The sequence below is a fragment of the Tessaracoccus caeni genome (assembly GCF_029211185.1).
GTDB lineage: Bacteria > Actinomycetota > Actinomycetes > Propionibacteriales > Propionibacteriaceae > Arachnia > Arachnia caeni.
This window is the reverse complement of sequence record NZ_JARGDO010000005.1, coordinates 18,963-34,305: the sequence shown is the minus strand read 5'-3', so window position 1 is coordinate 34,305 and position 15,343 is coordinate 18,963. Positions and strand designations below refer to the sequence as shown.

Genomic DNA, 15,343 nt, shown 5'->3' with positions numbered 1-15,343 from the left:
CAGCCACACCCTCGGCAGCCACACCCCCGGCACCAGTCATCCGGTGCGACGACCCGGCACGCGATCACTGCCCGCCGAGCAGTGACATGCTGGCCCAGGGCTTCGAGACCGAGCTCGTCAAGACGGCAGAAGGTGGTCAGATCAGGGGCAGTGAAGGTAGCGTTGCGCACAGTCGAGGTCTTCTTGATGGACAGCGTAAGGAACTTCCATCCTGGAGGCCTCGACCCCTACCTCACCAGCGACACGCCCTCAGCTACCACGCGAGCTATCCACACCCTCAAATGCGAAGAGCCCGATTGCATGCGTCGACGAAAGACGACCAATGATCTTTTTGGAGGAGAAGATAGCTCTACAAGGATGAATCGAGGTTAGGGGTGCCGGTGACAAGGTTGAGTGCGGCGAGGTAGTCGGCCAGCTCCTCCGGCCCGCTGGCTTGGCCGCGGATGCGGAGGCGCCGGAACGGGTCTGCATCGTGGAGCGTGTTGGTGAGCCGGTAGGTGCGGCCCCCGTCGGGGTTGAGTCGGGTGGCGGCGGGGAGGAGTGGGTCGTGAGTGGCGGGGTTCACTCACAACCCACGCATCCTGCCGATCGATTGGGAATGCTGTGCAAAGTCGAGTCAACCGCAACCCGACACTGCCCGGAGGATGCCGTTGCCCGTTGCCCGTTGACGTGGCGAGTGCCGTGAAGTAGATTTTGGCGAAAGCGGATGAGCACCGTCATGCGACGAGAGGAGCTGGTGTCATGATCGACGATACCAAACCGTCCTGGAGCTATTTCACGGACGAGGAGATCCTATCCATCCTCGAGATATCGCGGCTCCAATTCAGAGAAGCATGGCAGGACGGATACATCATAAGTGACGAACGCGTTCTCTCGGGACTAACGCACATCAATGATTCTAATGACTACGTCAAGATTGTCTGGCGAGTTCAGCAGGAAAACCCCCATGACGCCCGGTACTTCGACCGAGACTACCTCGCGCGTGGAATCACGAATCTGAAGCTATTCTACGCGCTTGAAATCGTTGACGGGAAGAACCTTCATTCGTTGTCGAAGACGTTGGATGAGTTCTGGCACGCGCACCAGAACTTCAGCCGGGACTATACAAACTTCTGCGACACTGCATTCGGACCTAATCAGACACTCCACCATCTTCCAACTGATAAGCGGGATCTCGCCATCCAAGAGGCCATGGAGGCCCGATATCAGTACACGCGCCAGATGCTTGAGAAGATCGCCATTCGGGACGATGATTTCTGGGGGAATGACATCGTCATATGCTGCAGCGACGACACAGCGGTTCCTGAAGGATTCATCTTCTGGAGGCCTGCCCTCATCGCGATTGAGCCGGCGTGTCGCATGTATGACGATGACCGCCTCAACCAGGCACTAAGGAAGAAGACCAACTTCGTACTCGAGGGCTTCGCTTCCCTCAAATGAAGGGAAGGCGGCTTCCGGTCTAGCCTCGATCTTTCATGGGCGGCTTCTCGGTCGCCGGTGGCGGGCTGTGACCGTCGTGTGAGTCTGATTGTGGTGTACGAGTACGACAGTTTCGCCGGGTGGTGCACCGGGTGGGGCGAGGGGTTCCACGGCTCCCTGGGCATTTCTGCTTCTCGGAACGGGTTTTGGTGGGCGGGGTTAGGTATGCCCGATCGCGGCCAGGACCGTGAGGGCGGCCGTGAGGACGCCTACCCAGGGGTGATGCTGGGGATAGTGGAGCCTGGTCTGGCGTCCCCCGCGGCCCACGAGTGCGCTGATGCTGAACAGGCGGTGGCGTAGTCGTTTGGGTTCCCACCGGCGGGCGTTACCGGTGAGAGCGAGGAGTTGCATCCAGGTGGTCAGTTCACAGGCCGGCGCGACGATGGCGCATCAGATCTGGTTCTGGGCGAAGCCATGCAGGGGCAGGTTGCCTCAGTCCGGTGTCTTTCGCGATCCGGATCCGGTCCTCGCAACGGGCCCGGCGACGGTGTCATAGTTCGAGGTCGGCCAACTGGCCTGAGTTGGGTCGAACGCCTTAGTGTCTTGCCCAGGGTGCCGTCAAAGTCGGGTGTAAAGGTGCCTGACTAGGTGGTTTGTGTGGTTCGCGGCGTGGCGAACGGCAGGGACGCGGTCCCGCTGGTGAGGATGTGGGTGTTCAACGTCCAACCCTCGAGCCAAGGAACCGCGTCCGGTGACATCTTCCCCTGTCGCGGCGTGTGCTGTCGACCCGAAAGTCTTGCGCGCCGCCCGATTGTCCCAACTGTTCACCCATATCCCCGATCCCCGTAAAGCGCGGGGGCGACGACACGCGCTGCCGGTGATCCTCGCGCTCGCGGTCGCTGCGGTCGCCACTGGCGCGAAGTCGGTGTACGCGATCGCTGACTACGCTGCCGACACCGGGATCGAGATCCTGACCCGGCTCGGGTATCCCGCGAGCAATCGTCAGTGAAGCAACATTTCGGCGTGTGATCGAAGCGTTGGACGCCGAGACCTTCTCGTGGGTCTGCGGCGCGTGGCTGAGGATGCGCGCAACCACGAGCGCTGGCCGGCTGGTGATCGGGTTGGACGGGAAACCGTGCGCGGCGCCCGTGACGGTGACGCGAGGGCCCCGCATTTGGTGGCCGCCTGCACCCACGTCGACGGTGTGGTCCTTGGCCAAACTCAAGTCGATGATAAATCGAACGAGATCCCCGCAACCCGGCATCTACTAGGCCTGATGAACCTGACCGGGGTGGTCGTGACGATGGACGCGTTATGCGGGGGTATTGGCCTGGGAGTCCCCGTTGAAGTTCCGGTACCAGATCAGTCGCTACGGATTGACCCAGATCCTCGAATAGAGTGTCCATATCCGTGTATCGCTGATCTGTCTTCTGGGTTTATTTCGTCCGGTGGTGTTCCTTTTGAGCCGTTTTCCACGGCCCTTGTGGATCCGAGAGTATGAGTGGATGGCTGTGACCTGGGCTCGGAGGTCTTGGCAACGAAACCTGCGTGGAGGCTCTGAGTGCTCCGCTGTTTCTGCATTGTTTCTGCCGCAAGATCGTGGATGGCACGCTAGCATGTGCGCGTGAGTCCAGTGGAGATCAAGACTCTCGACGGCTCGGCGGAACACGAACACGGTGTCGTCTGGCTGAATGTGCCGTACGCCCGCCCCTCGGGCGACCCGTTGCGCCTTCAGGTCGTCTGGCCACCGATACCGGACTGGTTCAGCGACACCCGCTACCCGACCATCGCGTTCATCCAGGGCTCCGGCTGGCGTTGGCAGCAACTCGGGCAGTGGCTCGTGGCCCTGTCGCAGTTCGCGCGACGCGGCTACGTCGTCGCCATCGTCGAACACCGGCCGACCGAGATCGCCCCGTTCCCCGCACAGATCGAGGATGTACGGGCTGCCGTTCGGTTCCTGCATGAGAACGCCGAGCAGTTCCGCGTCGACGTTGACCGCATCGCGCTCTGGGGCGACTCCTCGGGCGGGCATTTGGCCGCGCTCGCCGCTATCACCGATGGCACTGCGGACGCCCCTGGCGTGCACGATGTTGAGCCACTTGGCATCGGCGCGGTCGTCAGCTTCTACGGACCGAGCGACATCGCGCGGATGCCCGATGACGACGCCTGCGACGACCTCCTCGGCGGCTTCGACCCCAAGCAGCACCCTGAGTTGGCCGCCTCTGCTACCGCCTCGACCTACATCCGGCCCGCAACCGAAGGGCCCCTCCCGCCCTTTCTCCTCATGCATGGCAGCGAGGATCCGGGCGTCCCGTTCGAGCAGAGCGCGATCCTGGGTCAAGCGCTGGTCGACGCAGGCCACGAGGCCGAGCTATACCGCCTCGAGGGTGCTGGGCACGGTGCCGGTGCGTTCTTCAGCGGGCCGGTTCTCGACATCGTCGACGACTTTCTCCGCAAGCATCTCGACGTCTGACCAGAAAGCTCCGCGTTCCTCCGGCTCATCGATGTAGTGAAGGGCAGTGCGCCCGAGAAGGTGGTCACTCAGCGGTAGGGGTCAATGATCGCCACTCCGCAATCGGTCAGGTTTGCGTCGCGTGTTGCGAGGATGGCCCCGTGGCTCTTTGTTATCGCCAGGATCTGGCAGTCCTCGTGGCTGATCGGGCGTCCTTCAGTCCGCCGTTGCGCGAGAAGAGACGCGTACTCGTCTGCTGCTTCGTCATCGAACGGGAGACCTTGAGCGGGCAAGGACTCAAGGAGTCGGTTAGCTCGTGCGGATAGGTCGTCTTTGCGTCGACCCTCAGGTAACTGCTTGATTCCCGCGAGCACTTCGGCTCTCGTGACAGAGGTAATGCGCAACTCCTGCGGCGGCTGTGACTCCGTCCAGCGAACGACTGTTGGATCGTCACGCATGAGGTAGGACAGCACGTTGGTGTCAAGGACGATCACAACGAGATGTCCCTGGGGGTGCTCCGATTGGTTGTGAAATCTGGGATGTCATGGGCGGCTACTCCGGCAAAGGCTCGCTTCACCGCCTGTGCGAGGCCTTCTGGCTCTCCGTCGGTGGCGACGGCTTGAGTCAAGATCTCACGCACCTCCGCCTCCATGGAATGCCCGTGGCGAAGGGCGCGCTGCCGGATGCGTTCGCGGACGGACGGGGCAAGATCCTGGATTGTCATCGTCTCCATGCTGGTCACCTCCTGGCTCAAGGCTACGTTTCAGACGATGCGTGCACAATGCGCCCACATGAGGGTGTGGAAAACCCTTACGCCGTCGCCAGGGCGAGTGTTGCGAAAATCCAAAATCCCTGCGCTAACTCATCTATGCTGGCGCGATCCGACCCCTTCGACGACGCCGTCGTATGCCTGCTTAGGAGCCCCCGTGAAGTTGTCCCCCGCCTCTGAGGCCATCGTCAAAGCCACTGCCTCTGTCGTGGCTGAGAACGCCGAGACGATCACGCGAACGTTCTACCCCGACATGTTCGCAGCGCACCCCGAACTGATGCGCGTGTTCAACAAAGCCAACCAGGCGATCGGCGAGCAGCCCAAGGCGCTGGCGGCCTCCGTCGTGGCGTACGCGGTGAACCTGATCGACCCGAACGCCCCCGACTTCACCCCGGTCATGCAACGCATCGCGCACAAGCACGTGTCGCTGGGGATCAAGGCGCAGGAATACACGATCGTCGGCCATCACCTGATGAAGGCGGTGGGTGCGGTGCTCGGCGACGCGGTCACGCCCGAGGTGGCGGCGGCCTGGGATGAGGTCTACTGGCTGTTCGGCTGTGCGCTGATCGCGGAGGAGGCCAAGCTGTACGCGCTGGGTGGAACCGATCCCGATCATCCGTGGCGCACCTACCGCGTCGTGGAGCGCTTCGAGGAGAGCGACGACATCTTCAGCCTGGTGCTGGCTCCCGTCGACGGTGACACCCCGAGGCACGCCACCGGCCAGTACGTCGCGATCGCCGTCGATCTGCCAGACGGTTCACGCCAGCCCCGGCAGTACACGATCTCCTCGGGTCCGCGTGGGGACGCGCTGCGGGTGACGATCAAGCGGGTGAAGGGGGTCGACGGTGCTCCCGACGGCCAGGTGTCGAACTGGCTCGGCGACAACGCGAAGCCGGGCACCGTCCTGGAGCTCTCGCAGCCCTGTGGTGACCTGGTGCTGGAGGATAGCGACGACCCCATCGTGCTGATCTCGGCTGGCATCGGGATCACGCCGGTTGCCGCGATCCTCGAGGATCTGTCGCGCCGCCAGCCCAATCGCACCGTCCGGCTGTTCCACGCCGATCACAGCCACGACACGCACACCTTCTACCCGTCGCTGCGCCGCCAGGTGCTTTCCATGGCGGATGCTCGCGCCCAGAACTGGTACGAGGAGGGTGCCGACGAAGCTCCGACGCTGCGGCCCGCGCGTCCGGGGCTGATGGACCTCGCCGACGTCGAACTGCCCGAGAATCCGATCGTGTTCATGTGCGGCCCGCTGCCGTTCATGTACGCCGCCCGCCAGCAACTGCTGGCGCGAGGCGTCAACCCCGAGCGGATCCGCTACGAGGTGTTCGGCCCCGACATGTGGGCGCAGAACCCCGACGCCTGAGCGAGTCACTCTCCTTGCCCGGGGCCTCCCGCAGCTCCGCCGTGGATGTCGGTCTGGCCGTGCCGTCGTCCTCGGATGGGCCTGTGGGACGGTGTGTCGGATAGCGGCAGTACCCTTCGGGCATGGCATTTGCGTCGTGGTCGCTTCCGGGTCTCGTGTTGGCCGCGGTGCTGGTGCTGGCGATGGTGCTCTTCCCGTTGGTGCTCGCGGCGTGGAGTCGGGGACGCGTTCCCACGGCGGTGATCGTCGGAGCCTCCGCGGCGTTCGCGGTGGTCGCGCTGCTGGGTTCGGCGTGGGCAGTGCAGCGGTCGCTGATCTACTACCCGGATACAACTGACCCCGGGAGCGCGTCGACGCGGTTCGCGTCCGGTCAAGACGTGGAACTGCACACCGGCGACGGCATGACGTTGAATGCCTGGCGTGTCGATCCTGCCTCGCCCAACGGAATGGCCGTGCTCTATCTACCTGGCAACGGCGGCAACCGGCTGGTGCGCTCGGAGGTGGGGCAGCAGCTGGCCGACCGCGGCTTCACCGTGCTGCTGGTCGACTATCGCGGCTACGGCGGCAATCCCGGCTCGCCCAGCGAAGACGGGCTGATTCGCGACGCGGAAGCAGCCGCCACCTACCTCGTCGACGCGGGGTTCGCCCCCGAGCGCACCGTGTATGTGGGGGAGTCGATCGGCACCGGTGTCGCGGTGGCTCTGGCTGCGGAGCGCCCACCCGCCGGCGTGGTGCTCCGGTCGCCCTACACCAGGCTCTCCGACGTCGCGACGGAACAAGTGGGACTGCCCATCGGGTGGCTGCTGAGCGATCGTTTCGACACGATGGGACGCATTGGCGACGTCGATTCTCCCTTGCTCGTCCTGGCGGGGGTGGAGGATCAACTGATTCCGCCAACCCAGAGCGAGGAGGTGGCAGCGGGCGCGCCCAACTTGCACGAGATCGTCATCCTCCCCGGTGCGGGGCACAACGACGACGCGTGGTTCGGGTCGTATCTGGCCGACCAAGTGGCGGCCTTTGCTGAACACCTCGGGTAGCACGACGACGTGCTGTCTTAAGCCACCCCCGTCGCTGAGCCTCGGTGAGGCCAGGCTAGCCTACAAATTGTAGTAGTCCCGTTTGGTAACGGGTCGGTAACGAAAATTGGTGGCTACGCGATGCGACGGATTCTGACTTGGCTGGGAGCGGTGCTCCTTGCGGTGGCGATCGCCTGGTCGGCGGTCGCTCCGGCCTCGGCCGACGAGAAGTGGCAGGAGATCTCGGAGACGGTGGCGTCCCTCGTCCAGGAGGTGCCGGCGCTGCATGAGGCCGGCGATGCCAAGGGCGTCGAGGCCGCGCTGCGCAAGGCCTACTACGAGGAATACCAGGCGAAGGGTCTCGAGGACGAGATCAAGCACCGGCTGGGGGCGGACCGGGCGAAGGCCTTCCAGACGGCGATCGTCGAACTGCGCAATCTTTCGCGGGAGGACGCGCCGCAAGCCGAGATCGACGAACTCACTGCGGCCCTGCTCACCCAGCTGTCCACGGACGTCGAAGAAGTCCAGACCGCCCCGGAGGTGACCGACCGGTGGGGGAGGGTCGCGGCGAGCATCGTCGAGGCCGCGAACAACACGTTGGCGCTGCACGAGCAGGGAAAGCACGACGACGCGCTGAAGGAGGCCACCCGGGCCTACCTCCAGCACTACGAGGCCGACGGACTCGAAAAGGCGACGCTGTCCTACCTGCCCGGCGGGCGTGCGGCCCAGGTGGAGGCCCAGTTCCGCGCCCTTCGGGTGGGGGCGCGTGACGGCGCACCCATCGAGGAGCTGCGCGCCACCGCCGAGACGCTGGGTCAGATGGTGACCGAGGACGCCGTCGCCCTCGACTCGCTGGGCGCCAGCGAGTCCGTCGGATGGAGCGGCTTCGTCGCCGCCTTCGTGATCCTTCTCCGGGAGGGCGTCGAGGCGCTGCTGGTGGTGGCGGCGGTCATCGCCTATGTGGTCAAGACCGGCCGACGCGACCAGCTGAGGGGCGTCTACCTCGGCATCGGCGCCGCTGCGCTCATGAGCATCGCGCTCGCCCTGACGTTCAGCAGCCTGAGCAGCAGCGGGGCACTCGGCCTGACCCAGGAACTCCTCGAGGGCTTCGTCGGCTTCCTTGCCGTCGCCATGCTGATCTACATCAGCTCCTGGATCCTCTCCAAGTCGGAGGGCGACGCCTGGCACCGCTACATCAACGCGACGATCGACAAGAAGGCCGAGTCCGGCGGGCGTTGGGCCCTGTTCGCGGTCGTCTTCTTAGCCGTCGCCCGCGAGGGTTTCGAGACCATTTTGTTCTTCGTGCCCGTCTTCGGGGCCGCCCAGACCTCCGGCGACCACCTGCTGATCTGGGCCGGCGTCGCCACGGCCGTCGTGCTGCTCGCCACCTTGTTCGTCGCGGTGCGCTTCTTCGGCGTCAAGCTGCCGCTGCGCCCGTTCTTCCGCTGGATGGCCGTGCTGCTGTCGATCCTGGCGGTCACCATGGCCGGCGGCGCGGCGAAGGAACTGCAGGACGCCATGATCCTCGAGGTCACGCCGCTGCCCGGCATGCCGACGGTCGAGTGGCTGGGCCTGTACCCGACGGTCGAGACGCTGGTGACTCAGGGCATCGTCGCCGTCATCGTCGTGGCGCTCGCCGTGTGGCAGTTCCGCAAGTCTTCCGCCGTGAAGGCGGATACCCCTCTCAACAAGAACACCGAAGAAAGGGTTGAGACAAAGTGAAGATCATGTGGAAGGCGGCTATCGCCTCAAGCGCGCTCGCGCTCCTGCTGACCGGATGCGCCGGGGACACGGCACCTGGCACCACCGACACCCCGCCTGCTGCCGCCGACACGGGCACCCCGTCGGATCCCGCCCCTGAGGCGACGGACCCTGAGGAGCCGGCCGATCCGAATCTCGTCGGCATCAATGAACTGGCGGTCGGCGACTCCGGCCCGCAGCAGGCCGGCGACTACCTCGAGGTGAACGCGGTCTACTTCCAGGCCATCGACATGGAGCACGGCACCATGGCCATGCCGCCGGCCTCCGAGTCGGACATGCACTTCGAGGTCGACATCAAGACGACGGAGAAGGCCAAGGAGATCGGCTTCGAGGCCGAGCAGTTCATGCCGTACCTCAAGATCACCCCGAAGCTCACCGAGAAGACCACCGGGGAGGTCGTCGAACTGGGCACCCTGATGCCGATGATCGCCTCCGACGGCGCTCACTACGGCAACAACATCAAGCTGGCGCCCGGCCTCTACACCGTCGAACTGACCATCCAGTCGCCGGCCGACGACTTCATGCTGCACACCGGAAAAGACACCAGCGGCGTGCAGGGCCGGTTCTGGACCGAGCCGCTGAAGGTTACCTTCGACAACTTCGAGTGGGCCGGCCAGCTCCTCTGACGGAGTAGACACCCCATCCATGCTGAAGCTCTTCGTCACCGCGGCTCAACTCGCACTTCCGTTGTGCGTGCTGTCCGCGACGCTCATCGTCAACCGCGCCTACGCGCCGGCCGCACGCCGGCGCGTAGGGCGGATGACGGTGGCAGGCCTCCTGATCGGGGCCGGGGCCGCCGCCGTGATCGTCTGGCTGCGGCTCAACACCCGCCACATCTCGTTGCCCCTGGTCACCCTGTGGGGCGGCACGGCTTTGGTTTTGTTCCTGCTGGCCTTCCTGGTTGCGGTGTGGACGGTGGGCCGGCGTCCGCTCGTCACGACGGATGGCCTCGGCCTCACCCGCCGCGTGCTCACGCTGACCAGCGTCGCAGCACTGCTGGTGGTCCACTTCTTCTACGGCATCCCGCTGTATCTCGCGCTCGACGGGGTGGTCCCGATGGGCGGGGTGCTGTTTGCCAGCGACTCCCTCATCAACCTGATCGGCTACCTGCTGGGCGTCGCCGTCGCCGCAGCCGCGGGCGTCGTGCTGGCCATGGCTTTGGGACGAGTGCCCGGGCTGGCTCGCCGGATCGCCACCACGACGGTGGTGGGCGTCGCCCTGCTCACACAGTGGCCGCCGCTGTATCAGCTGTACTCGACGGCGCGATTCCTGCCGAAGAGTTCCCTCAACTTCCGCGCCCTGCTGCTGGTGCAGCGCAACGGCGTGGTGTTCCTGCTCGCGCTCGTCGTGGTGGTGGTCGCGGTGGCGGCGATCAGCTACGCGACACGTCGCCGGCAGGCCCCGGCCGACGCGGTGCCCGCCGAGCATCGCCTGGTGAAGGCCGAGGCCGTGTCGCGACGACGCGTGCTCGCCTGGTCGATCGCGCTCGGCGCCGGGCTGACCACCACCTACACCGTCGGCAAGAAGATCGCCGAGGCTGTTCCCGAGCTCTCGCCCATCGAGGCATCGGTGATCGACGGGCCCCATGTCAAGGTCGACCTGCGGCTGGTGAGCGACGGTCACCTCCACCGCTTCGCCTACCCGTCGAGCGGCGGCACCGAGGTGCGCTTCATCGTCATCCAGAAGAACCCCACGTCGTTCGGAACCGGCCTGGACGCCTGCGAGATCTGCGGTCCCAGCGGCTACTACGAGCGCGACGGCAAGGTGGTGTGCCGCGAGTGCGACGTGATCATGAACACCCAGACCATCGGCTTCCCCGGTGGCTGCAATCCCATCCCCATCGACTACGAGCTCACCGGGAACGCGCTGCTGTTCCAGGTGGACGAGCTGGAAGAGAAAGCGCGGGTGTTCGCCTGACATGTTCTTCTTGCGAATGATCTCCAAGGCCCTGCGCCAGCAGCTGGGGAAGCGCGTGATGATCGCGGTAACGATCTGCCTCGGCGCGGCGCTGACCACGTCGATGATGGCCGTGATGCTCGACATCGGCGACAAGGTGAAGCAGGAGCTGAGCTCCTACGGCGCGAATATCGAGGTGACACCCAAGGGCGCCTCCGTCGTCTCCGAGCTCTACGGCACCGACGAGGAGCCCACGGGCGCGTTGGTGGAGAGCGAACTTCCCCGGCTGAAGTCGATCTTCTGGGCCTACAACCTCGAGGACTTCGCCCCCTACCTGAAGACGACGGTGCGCGTCGGCACGGCGGAGCCCACCGATGTCACCCTCAGCGGCACCTGGTTCACCCACACCATGACGCTCGACATCGGCGAACCCGTCGAGACGGGGCTGCTGCGGCTGCGCGAGTGGTGGGACGTCGACGGCGTATGGGCCGATGACGACGACCCGCAGCAGGCGATGGTCGGCGCCAACGTCGCGGCGGCGCAGGGTTGGTCCGTCGGCGACGAGTTCCAGGTCTCCGGTACCAAGGGCGACGCGACGCTGCGGGTGGCGGGCATCTTCCACGCCGGCGACGACGAGGACGACACCATCTACGCCCCGCTCGCCACCGCGCAGCAGCTGACGGCGCGCCCCGGCGAGGTGGACCGGATCGAGGTGCGCGCGATCACCACGCCCGAGAACGAGCTGTCCCAGCGCGCCGAACGTGACCCCTCCAGCCTGTCGGTGGCCGACTGGGAGACCTGGTACTGCACGGCCTACGTGTCGTCGATCTCCTATCAGATCGAGGAGGCGCTGACGGATGCGGTGGCCAAGCCGGTGCGCCAGATCGCCGACTCCGAGGGCGTGATCCTGGAGAAGACGCAGCTGATCATGGGCCTGATCGCCGTGCTGGCGATGGTGGGATCCGCGCTCGGCATCGCCAACCTGGTGACGGCCAGCGTGATGGAGCGCGCGCCCGAGATCGGTTTGCTGAAGGCGATCGGCGCGCGCAACGCCTCCGTCGTGCTGCTGATCCTGGCGGAGACGATGGTGGTGGGCCTGGTGGGCGGCGTCGTGGGTTTCGGGCTGGGTGTCGGCCTCGCGCAGATCATCGGGCAGATGGTGTTCTCGTCGTGGATCACGCTACGGCCCCTGGTGCTGCCGGTGATGGCCGTGCTGGTGATCTCGATGATCCTGGCCGGCTCCCTGCCCTCGCTGCGGGCCTTGATGAAGCTCAAGCCCTCCGACGTCCTCCACGGGAAGTGATCGCATGACACGCGCCAGGATGTATGTGCGGATGATCACCAAGGCCTTCATCCGCCGGATCTCCCGAGTCGTCATCGCCTCGCTGTCGATCGTCGTCGGGGCGGCGACGCTGTCCACGCTCGCGATCATCACCTACACCGTGCCCGCGGAGATGGCCCGCGAGCTGCGCTCCTACGGCGCCAACCTCGTCGTTTCGCCGGCCGGCACCAAGACGGTGCACCTCGACGACGTGGCCACGATCAACGCGGCCCTGACTGCGGCGGACGTCTCCGTCGTCGGGCACGCGCCGTACCGCCAGGACAACCTGCTCTACAACCAGCAGCCCATGCCCGCCATGGCCACCGACTTCGCGCTGGCCACCGCGATGCGGCCTTACTGGAGCGTCGACGGCGAGGTGCCCGATCGGCCGGGCGAGGTGCTCGTCGGACGGGATCTAGAGAAGCGCTATGGCTTCGAGGTGGGCGATCAGATCGCACTGATCGCGCAGGTGGAGGAGGGGGTCGACTCCCAGCCGACCACCATGACGGTCTCAGGCCTGCTGCGCACCGGCGGCCCCGAGGACACCATGCTGCTGATGTCCCTCGATGACCTCGAGGCGGCCTCGCCCGCCGACGGCCGGATCGACATGGTCGAGTACTCGCTGCTGGCGAACGAGGGCGAGCTGGAGTCGATCGCCACCACGATCGACGCGGCCGACGAGTCGGTGCACGCGCAGGTGATTAAACGCATCACGCGCTCCGAGTCGGGGGTTCTCCTCACGCTGCGCTCCCTGATCTGGATCGTCAGCCTGGTGATCGGCGCGCTCACGTTGATCAGCGTCACCACGACGATGAACGCCGTCGTCGGCGAACGGGCCACCGAGTTGGCGCTGAAGAAGGCATTGGGTGCCTCCAGCCGGCAGCTCGTCGGCGAGTTCATTGGGGAGGGTGTCGTGCTGGGCCTGTTCGGCGGCCTGGTCGGCGCGCTGGTCGGCATCGCCATCGGCGGCCTGATCACCCGCGAGGTCTTCAACTTCGGCCTGCAGGCGAGCGTCTGGGTAGTGCCCGTGACGATGCTGCTCGCCGCCGTCGTCAGTGGAGTGGGCAGCTTCCTGACCGTCAAACGCATCATCACCATCGATCCGGCCCTGGTGCTGGGGGGAGAATGACATGAACTCGAAAGAGGTCTACAGCCTGAGCGGCGTCAGCCGGCTCTACGGCGACGTAGCGGCGCTGGACACCATCGATCTGACCATTCACAAGGGCGAATGGCTCTCCATCGTCGGCCCGTCGGGCTCCGGCAAGACCACGCTGATGAACATCCTCGGCTGCATGGACACCGCCACCTCCGGCACCGTGCTGCTCGACGGCGAACGGCTGGACAAGCAGGGCGAGCGCGAGCTGGCGGCCATCCGGCGCCGGCGGATCGGACTGATCTTCCAGAAGTTCCATCTGGTCAAACACCTGACGGCGCTGGAGAACGTGATGGTGGCGCAGTACTACCATTCGCTGCCGGACGAGGCGGAGGCCCGCGCGGCGCTGGAGCGCGTCGGGATGGGCGCCAGGGCCAGCCACCTCCCCCGTCAGATGTCGGGCGGCGAGCAGCAGCGCGTGTGCGTGGCGCGGGCGCTGATCAACTCGCCGTCGGTGGTGCTGGCCGACGAGCCCACCGGCAACCTCGACGAGGCGAACGAACGAAAAGTGCTCGATCTCTTCCGGCAGTTGCACGACGAGGGAACCACCTTGATCGTCGTCACCCACGACGCGATGGTCGCGGCCCAGGGGCAGCGTCAGGTGATCCTCAACCACGGCCGCATCGCCCAGGTCATCGAGACCGACGACTATGTGCGGGCCTTCGGCGCGAAGGCGGCATCGTGAGCCGCGCGCGCACCCGGCTGCTGGCCCTGGTGGGTGCGGTCGGCGTCGTCGCGCTCTCGGGCTGCGGGCTCAGTATGAGCGCTGCCGACCACCCAGACGGCGTATACCGGGGTGAGAGCACGCCCGACGATGCCGGGGCGGTGGGCACCGTCGAGTTCACCATCGCCGACGGCGTGATCACCGAGGCGCGGTTCGTGATCACCGACGCCGACGGCACCCCGCACGACGAGAACTACGGCCTCTCGAAGGCCACAGGAGAGCCCGTCGACAAGGCCTTCTATCAGCGCGCCCAGGCAGCGGTGGCGGCCGAGCAGCAGTACGTCGCTCAGTTCAAGGAGGCCAGCGACGCAGACGAGGTGGACATCATCGCCGGGGCCTCGCTGTCGCATCGCCAGTTCGTGGAGGCCGTCACCGACGCGCTGAGCCGCGGAGCGGCGTGAGTGGCAGCCGGGAAGCGCGCTGGTCGGAGTCGGCCGCGATGGGCACCGTCGTGCACCTCTGCCTGGTGGACGAGCCAGGTGGCCCGACTTGCTCGGGATCCGCGACCTCGCCCTCGACCACCCCCTCACCCAATCCAGGAAAATCGGCCATTGGCCGATTTTCGGCACAAGACACCGAAAAATCGGCCATTGGCCGATTTTCGGTGCGGGGTGGAGAGGAGTGGATGGGCCGGGCTGGGGGCTCGGTGCCGGGGCAGGCCGGCGCCTTGCACGCCTTGGTGGCCGAGGTCGACGCGGCGCTGTCCCGCTTCCGGCCGGACAGCGACGTCGGACGGTTGAACCAGGCGGCTGGAGCCTGGGTGCCGGTGGGGGAGCATCTGGTGGCCGTCGCGCGCGCCGCGGAGCGATACCGCGTCGAGACCGGCGGGGTCTTCAGCGCGGTGACGGCGGCCGACGGTGCTGGGCGCGCGCTGCGCCTCCGGCCGGCCGGCGCCAGGGGCTGGGAGGCTCGGCTCGACGACGACTGCCAGGTCGACTTCGGGGCCATCGCCAAGGGGTATGCCGCCGACCTGGTCCGGGACCGGGCGGCCGCCACCGGCGTGCTCGCCTCGCTCGGCACGTCGTCGGTGTCGGTCGGCGGTGACGCCCCGCGCGGAGGAGCCTGGCGGATCGCCCTGGGGTCGCCGTGGCACGAGCTGGACGAGACCCTCGGCTACCTGGAGGTGCCCTGCGGATCGTTTTCAATGTCGGGCATCCGAGGTCACCGGCTGGGCGTCGAGCCCGTCGTCGTCCGGCACGTCCGGGATCCTCGCACGGGCGAGGAGGCGCACACCGACCTGTGTTCCGTGGCGGTGGTCAGTGACGACGGCATGCGCAGCGAGGCGATCTCCACGGCAGCCCTGGTGCTCGGCCTCGAAGACGGCATGGCGCTGTGTCGGCGGCTCGGCGTTGACGCGGTCTTCCTCACGGCCTCCGGGCGGCTGTTCGCGTCTCCCGGGCTTGCCTCGCGGATCGCCCTGCGGCCCGGGATAGAGGAACGATTGACAGCGCTCCGCCCCTGAT

The 15,343-nt window shown here is 66.2% G+C and carries 16 protein-coding genes and 2 pseudogenes; 13 read left to right on the top strand and 5 right to left on the bottom strand.

Annotated elements, in window-relative coordinates:
* Window positions 1-8: 8 nt before the first annotated feature.
* Together P0D62_RS05890 and P0D62_RS05885 are read right to left on the bottom strand one after the other, a co-directional pair.
* Window positions 9-170, bottom strand: a pseudogene (locus P0D62_RS05890) (ISL3 family transposase); the annotation flags it as partial.
* A 179-nt stretch (window positions 171-349) separates the two neighbouring features.
* Window positions 350-565 carry a hypothetical protein gene (locus P0D62_RS05885; RefSeq protein WP_275701703.1) on the bottom strand — a complete coding sequence of 72 codons (216 nt, stop codon included), beginning with the start codon at window positions 563-565 and terminating at the stop codon, window positions 350-352.
* Between the two features lie 176 nt (window positions 566-741).
* Here P0D62_RS05885 and P0D62_RS05880 point away from each other — a divergent pair, with 176 nt between their 5' ends.
* On the top strand, window positions 742-1,440 hold the full coding sequence (locus P0D62_RS05880) for a glycine-rich domain-containing protein (RefSeq protein WP_275701702.1): 699 nt from the start codon (window positions 742-744) through the stop codon (window positions 1,438-1,440).
* Window positions 1,441-1,638: 198 nt separating this feature from the next.
* Here P0D62_RS05880 and P0D62_RS05875 read toward each other — a convergent pair.
* Window positions 1,639-1,996 (bottom strand): annotated as a pseudogene (locus P0D62_RS05875) (transposase); the annotation flags it as partial.
* Between the two features lie 174 nt (window positions 1,997-2,170).
* Between P0D62_RS05875 and P0D62_RS05870 the strand changes: the two are divergent.
* Both P0D62_RS05870 and P0D62_RS05865 read left to right on the top strand, forming a co-directional pair.
* A complete protein-coding gene (locus tag P0D62_RS05870) occupies window positions 2,171-2,428 on the top strand; it encodes a transposase family protein (protein WP_275701701.1) in 258 nt (85 codons plus the stop codon).
* A 615-nt stretch (window positions 2,429-3,043) separates the two neighbouring features.
* Window positions 3,044-3,892: an alpha/beta hydrolase gene (locus P0D62_RS05865; protein ID WP_275701700.1), complete on the top strand. Its 849-nt coding sequence runs from the start codon at window positions 3,044-3,046 to the stop codon at window positions 3,890-3,892.
* 68 nt (window positions 3,893-3,960) lie between these two features.
* Here P0D62_RS05865 and P0D62_RS05860 read toward each other — a convergent pair whose 3' ends face one another.
* Window positions 3,961-4,365 (bottom strand): type II toxin-antitoxin system VapC family toxin, encoded by a 405-nt coding sequence (locus P0D62_RS05860; protein WP_275701699.1) that lies wholly within the window; start codon window positions 4,363-4,365, stop codon window positions 3,961-3,963.
* On the bottom strand, window positions 4,362-4,604 hold the full coding sequence (locus P0D62_RS05855) for a FitA-like ribbon-helix-helix domain-containing protein (RefSeq protein ID WP_275701698.1): 243 nt from the start codon (window positions 4,602-4,604) through the stop codon (window positions 4,362-4,364). The genes P0D62_RS05860 and P0D62_RS05855 overlap by 4 nt, the downstream gene beginning before the upstream one ends.
* Before the next feature lie 193 nt (window positions 4,605-4,797).
* Here P0D62_RS05855 and P0D62_RS05850 point away from each other — a divergent pair, with 193 nt between their 5' ends.
* From P0D62_RS05850 to P0D62_RS05805, 10 genes are all read left to right on the top strand, one after another.
* Window positions 4,798-6,009: a globin domain-containing protein gene (locus P0D62_RS05850; protein ID WP_275701697.1), complete on the top strand. Its 1,212-nt coding sequence runs from the start codon at window positions 4,798-4,800 to the stop codon at window positions 6,007-6,009.
* A gap of 122 nt (window positions 6,010-6,131) precedes the next feature.
* A complete protein-coding gene (locus P0D62_RS05845) occupies window positions 6,132-7,046 on the top strand; it encodes an alpha/beta hydrolase (RefSeq protein WP_275701696.1) in 915 nt (304 codons plus the stop codon).
* A 120-nt stretch (window positions 7,047-7,166) separates the two neighbouring features.
* Window positions 7,167-8,747, top strand: a complete 1,581-nt coding sequence (locus P0D62_RS05840) for an FTR1 family iron permease (protein WP_275701695.1) — start codon at window positions 7,167-7,169, stop codon at window positions 8,745-8,747.
* 5 nt (window positions 8,748-8,752) lie between these two features.
* The gene (locus P0D62_RS05835; RefSeq protein WP_275701694.1) at window positions 8,753-9,412 is read left to right on the top strand and encodes an iron transporter; all 660 of its coding nucleotides are present in this window, start codon (window positions 8,753-8,755) and stop codon (window positions 9,410-9,412) included.
* A gap of 19 nt (window positions 9,413-9,431) precedes the next feature.
* Entirely contained in the window at window positions 9,432-10,703 is a 1,272-nt protein-coding gene (locus P0D62_RS05830) for a DUF2318 domain-containing protein (protein ID WP_275701693.1), read from the top strand.
* A 1-nt stretch (window position 10,704) separates the two neighbouring features.
* Entirely contained in the window at window positions 10,705-11,985 is a 1,281-nt protein-coding gene (locus P0D62_RS05825; RefSeq protein WP_275701692.1) for an ABC transporter permease, read from the top strand.
* A gap of 4 nt (window positions 11,986-11,989) precedes the next feature.
* Window positions 11,990-13,132, top strand: a complete 1,143-nt coding sequence (locus P0D62_RS05820; RefSeq protein WP_275701691.1) for an ABC transporter permease — start codon at window positions 11,990-11,992, stop codon at window positions 13,130-13,132.
* 1 nt (window position 13,133) lies between these two features.
* Window positions 13,134-13,841, top strand: a complete 708-nt coding sequence (locus P0D62_RS05815; protein WP_275701690.1) for an ABC transporter ATP-binding protein — start codon at window positions 13,134-13,136, stop codon at window positions 13,839-13,841.
* Window positions 13,838-14,281: an FMN-binding protein gene (locus P0D62_RS05810; protein WP_275701689.1), complete on the top strand. Its 444-nt coding sequence runs from the start codon at window positions 13,838-13,840 to the stop codon at window positions 14,279-14,281. Before P0D62_RS05815 ends, P0D62_RS05810 begins: the two co-directional genes overlap by 4 nt.
* 224 nt (window positions 14,282-14,505) lie before the next feature.
* Window positions 14,506-15,342, top strand: a complete 837-nt coding sequence (locus P0D62_RS05805) for an FAD:protein FMN transferase (protein ID WP_275701688.1) — start codon at window positions 14,506-14,508, stop codon at window positions 15,340-15,342.
* Window position 15,343 lies beyond the last annotated feature (1 nt).

What these genes read in the sequence shown, in the direction of transcription:
- P0D62_RS05840 (WP_275701695.1), top strand. Translation starts at nt 7,167, where the DNA reads ATGCGACGGATTCTGACTTGGCTGGGAGCGGTGCTCCTTGCGGTGGCG.
- P0D62_RS05855 (WP_275701698.1), bottom strand. Translation starts at nt 4,604, where the DNA reads ATGGAGACGATGACAATCCAGGATCTTGCCCCGTCCGTCCGCGAACGC.
- P0D62_RS05880 (WP_275701702.1), top strand. Translation starts at nt 742, where the DNA reads ATGATCGACGATACCAAACCGTCCTGGAGCTATTTCACGGACGAGGAG.
- P0D62_RS05845 (WP_275701696.1), top strand. Translation starts at nt 6,132, where the DNA reads ATGGCATTTGCGTCGTGGTCGCTTCCGGGTCTCGTGTTGGCCGCGGTG.
- P0D62_RS05805 (WP_275701688.1), top strand. Translation starts at nt 14,506, where the DNA reads ATGGGCCGGGCTGGGGGCTCGGTGCCGGGGCAGGCCGGCGCCTTGCAC.
- P0D62_RS05825 (WP_275701692.1), top strand. Translation starts at nt 10,705, where the DNA reads ATGTTCTTCTTGCGAATGATCTCCAAGGCCCTGCGCCAGCAGCTGGGG.
- P0D62_RS05830 (WP_275701693.1), top strand. Translation starts at nt 9,432, where the DNA reads ATGCTGAAGCTCTTCGTCACCGCGGCTCAACTCGCACTTCCGTTGTGC.
- P0D62_RS05835 (WP_275701694.1), top strand. Translation starts at nt 8,753, where the DNA reads ATGTGGAAGGCGGCTATCGCCTCAAGCGCGCTCGCGCTCCTGCTGACC.
- P0D62_RS05820 (WP_275701691.1), top strand. Translation starts at nt 11,990, where the DNA reads ATGACACGCGCCAGGATGTATGTGCGGATGATCACCAAGGCCTTCATC.
- P0D62_RS05815 (WP_275701690.1), top strand. Translation starts at nt 13,134, where the DNA reads ATGAACTCGAAAGAGGTCTACAGCCTGAGCGGCGTCAGCCGGCTCTAC.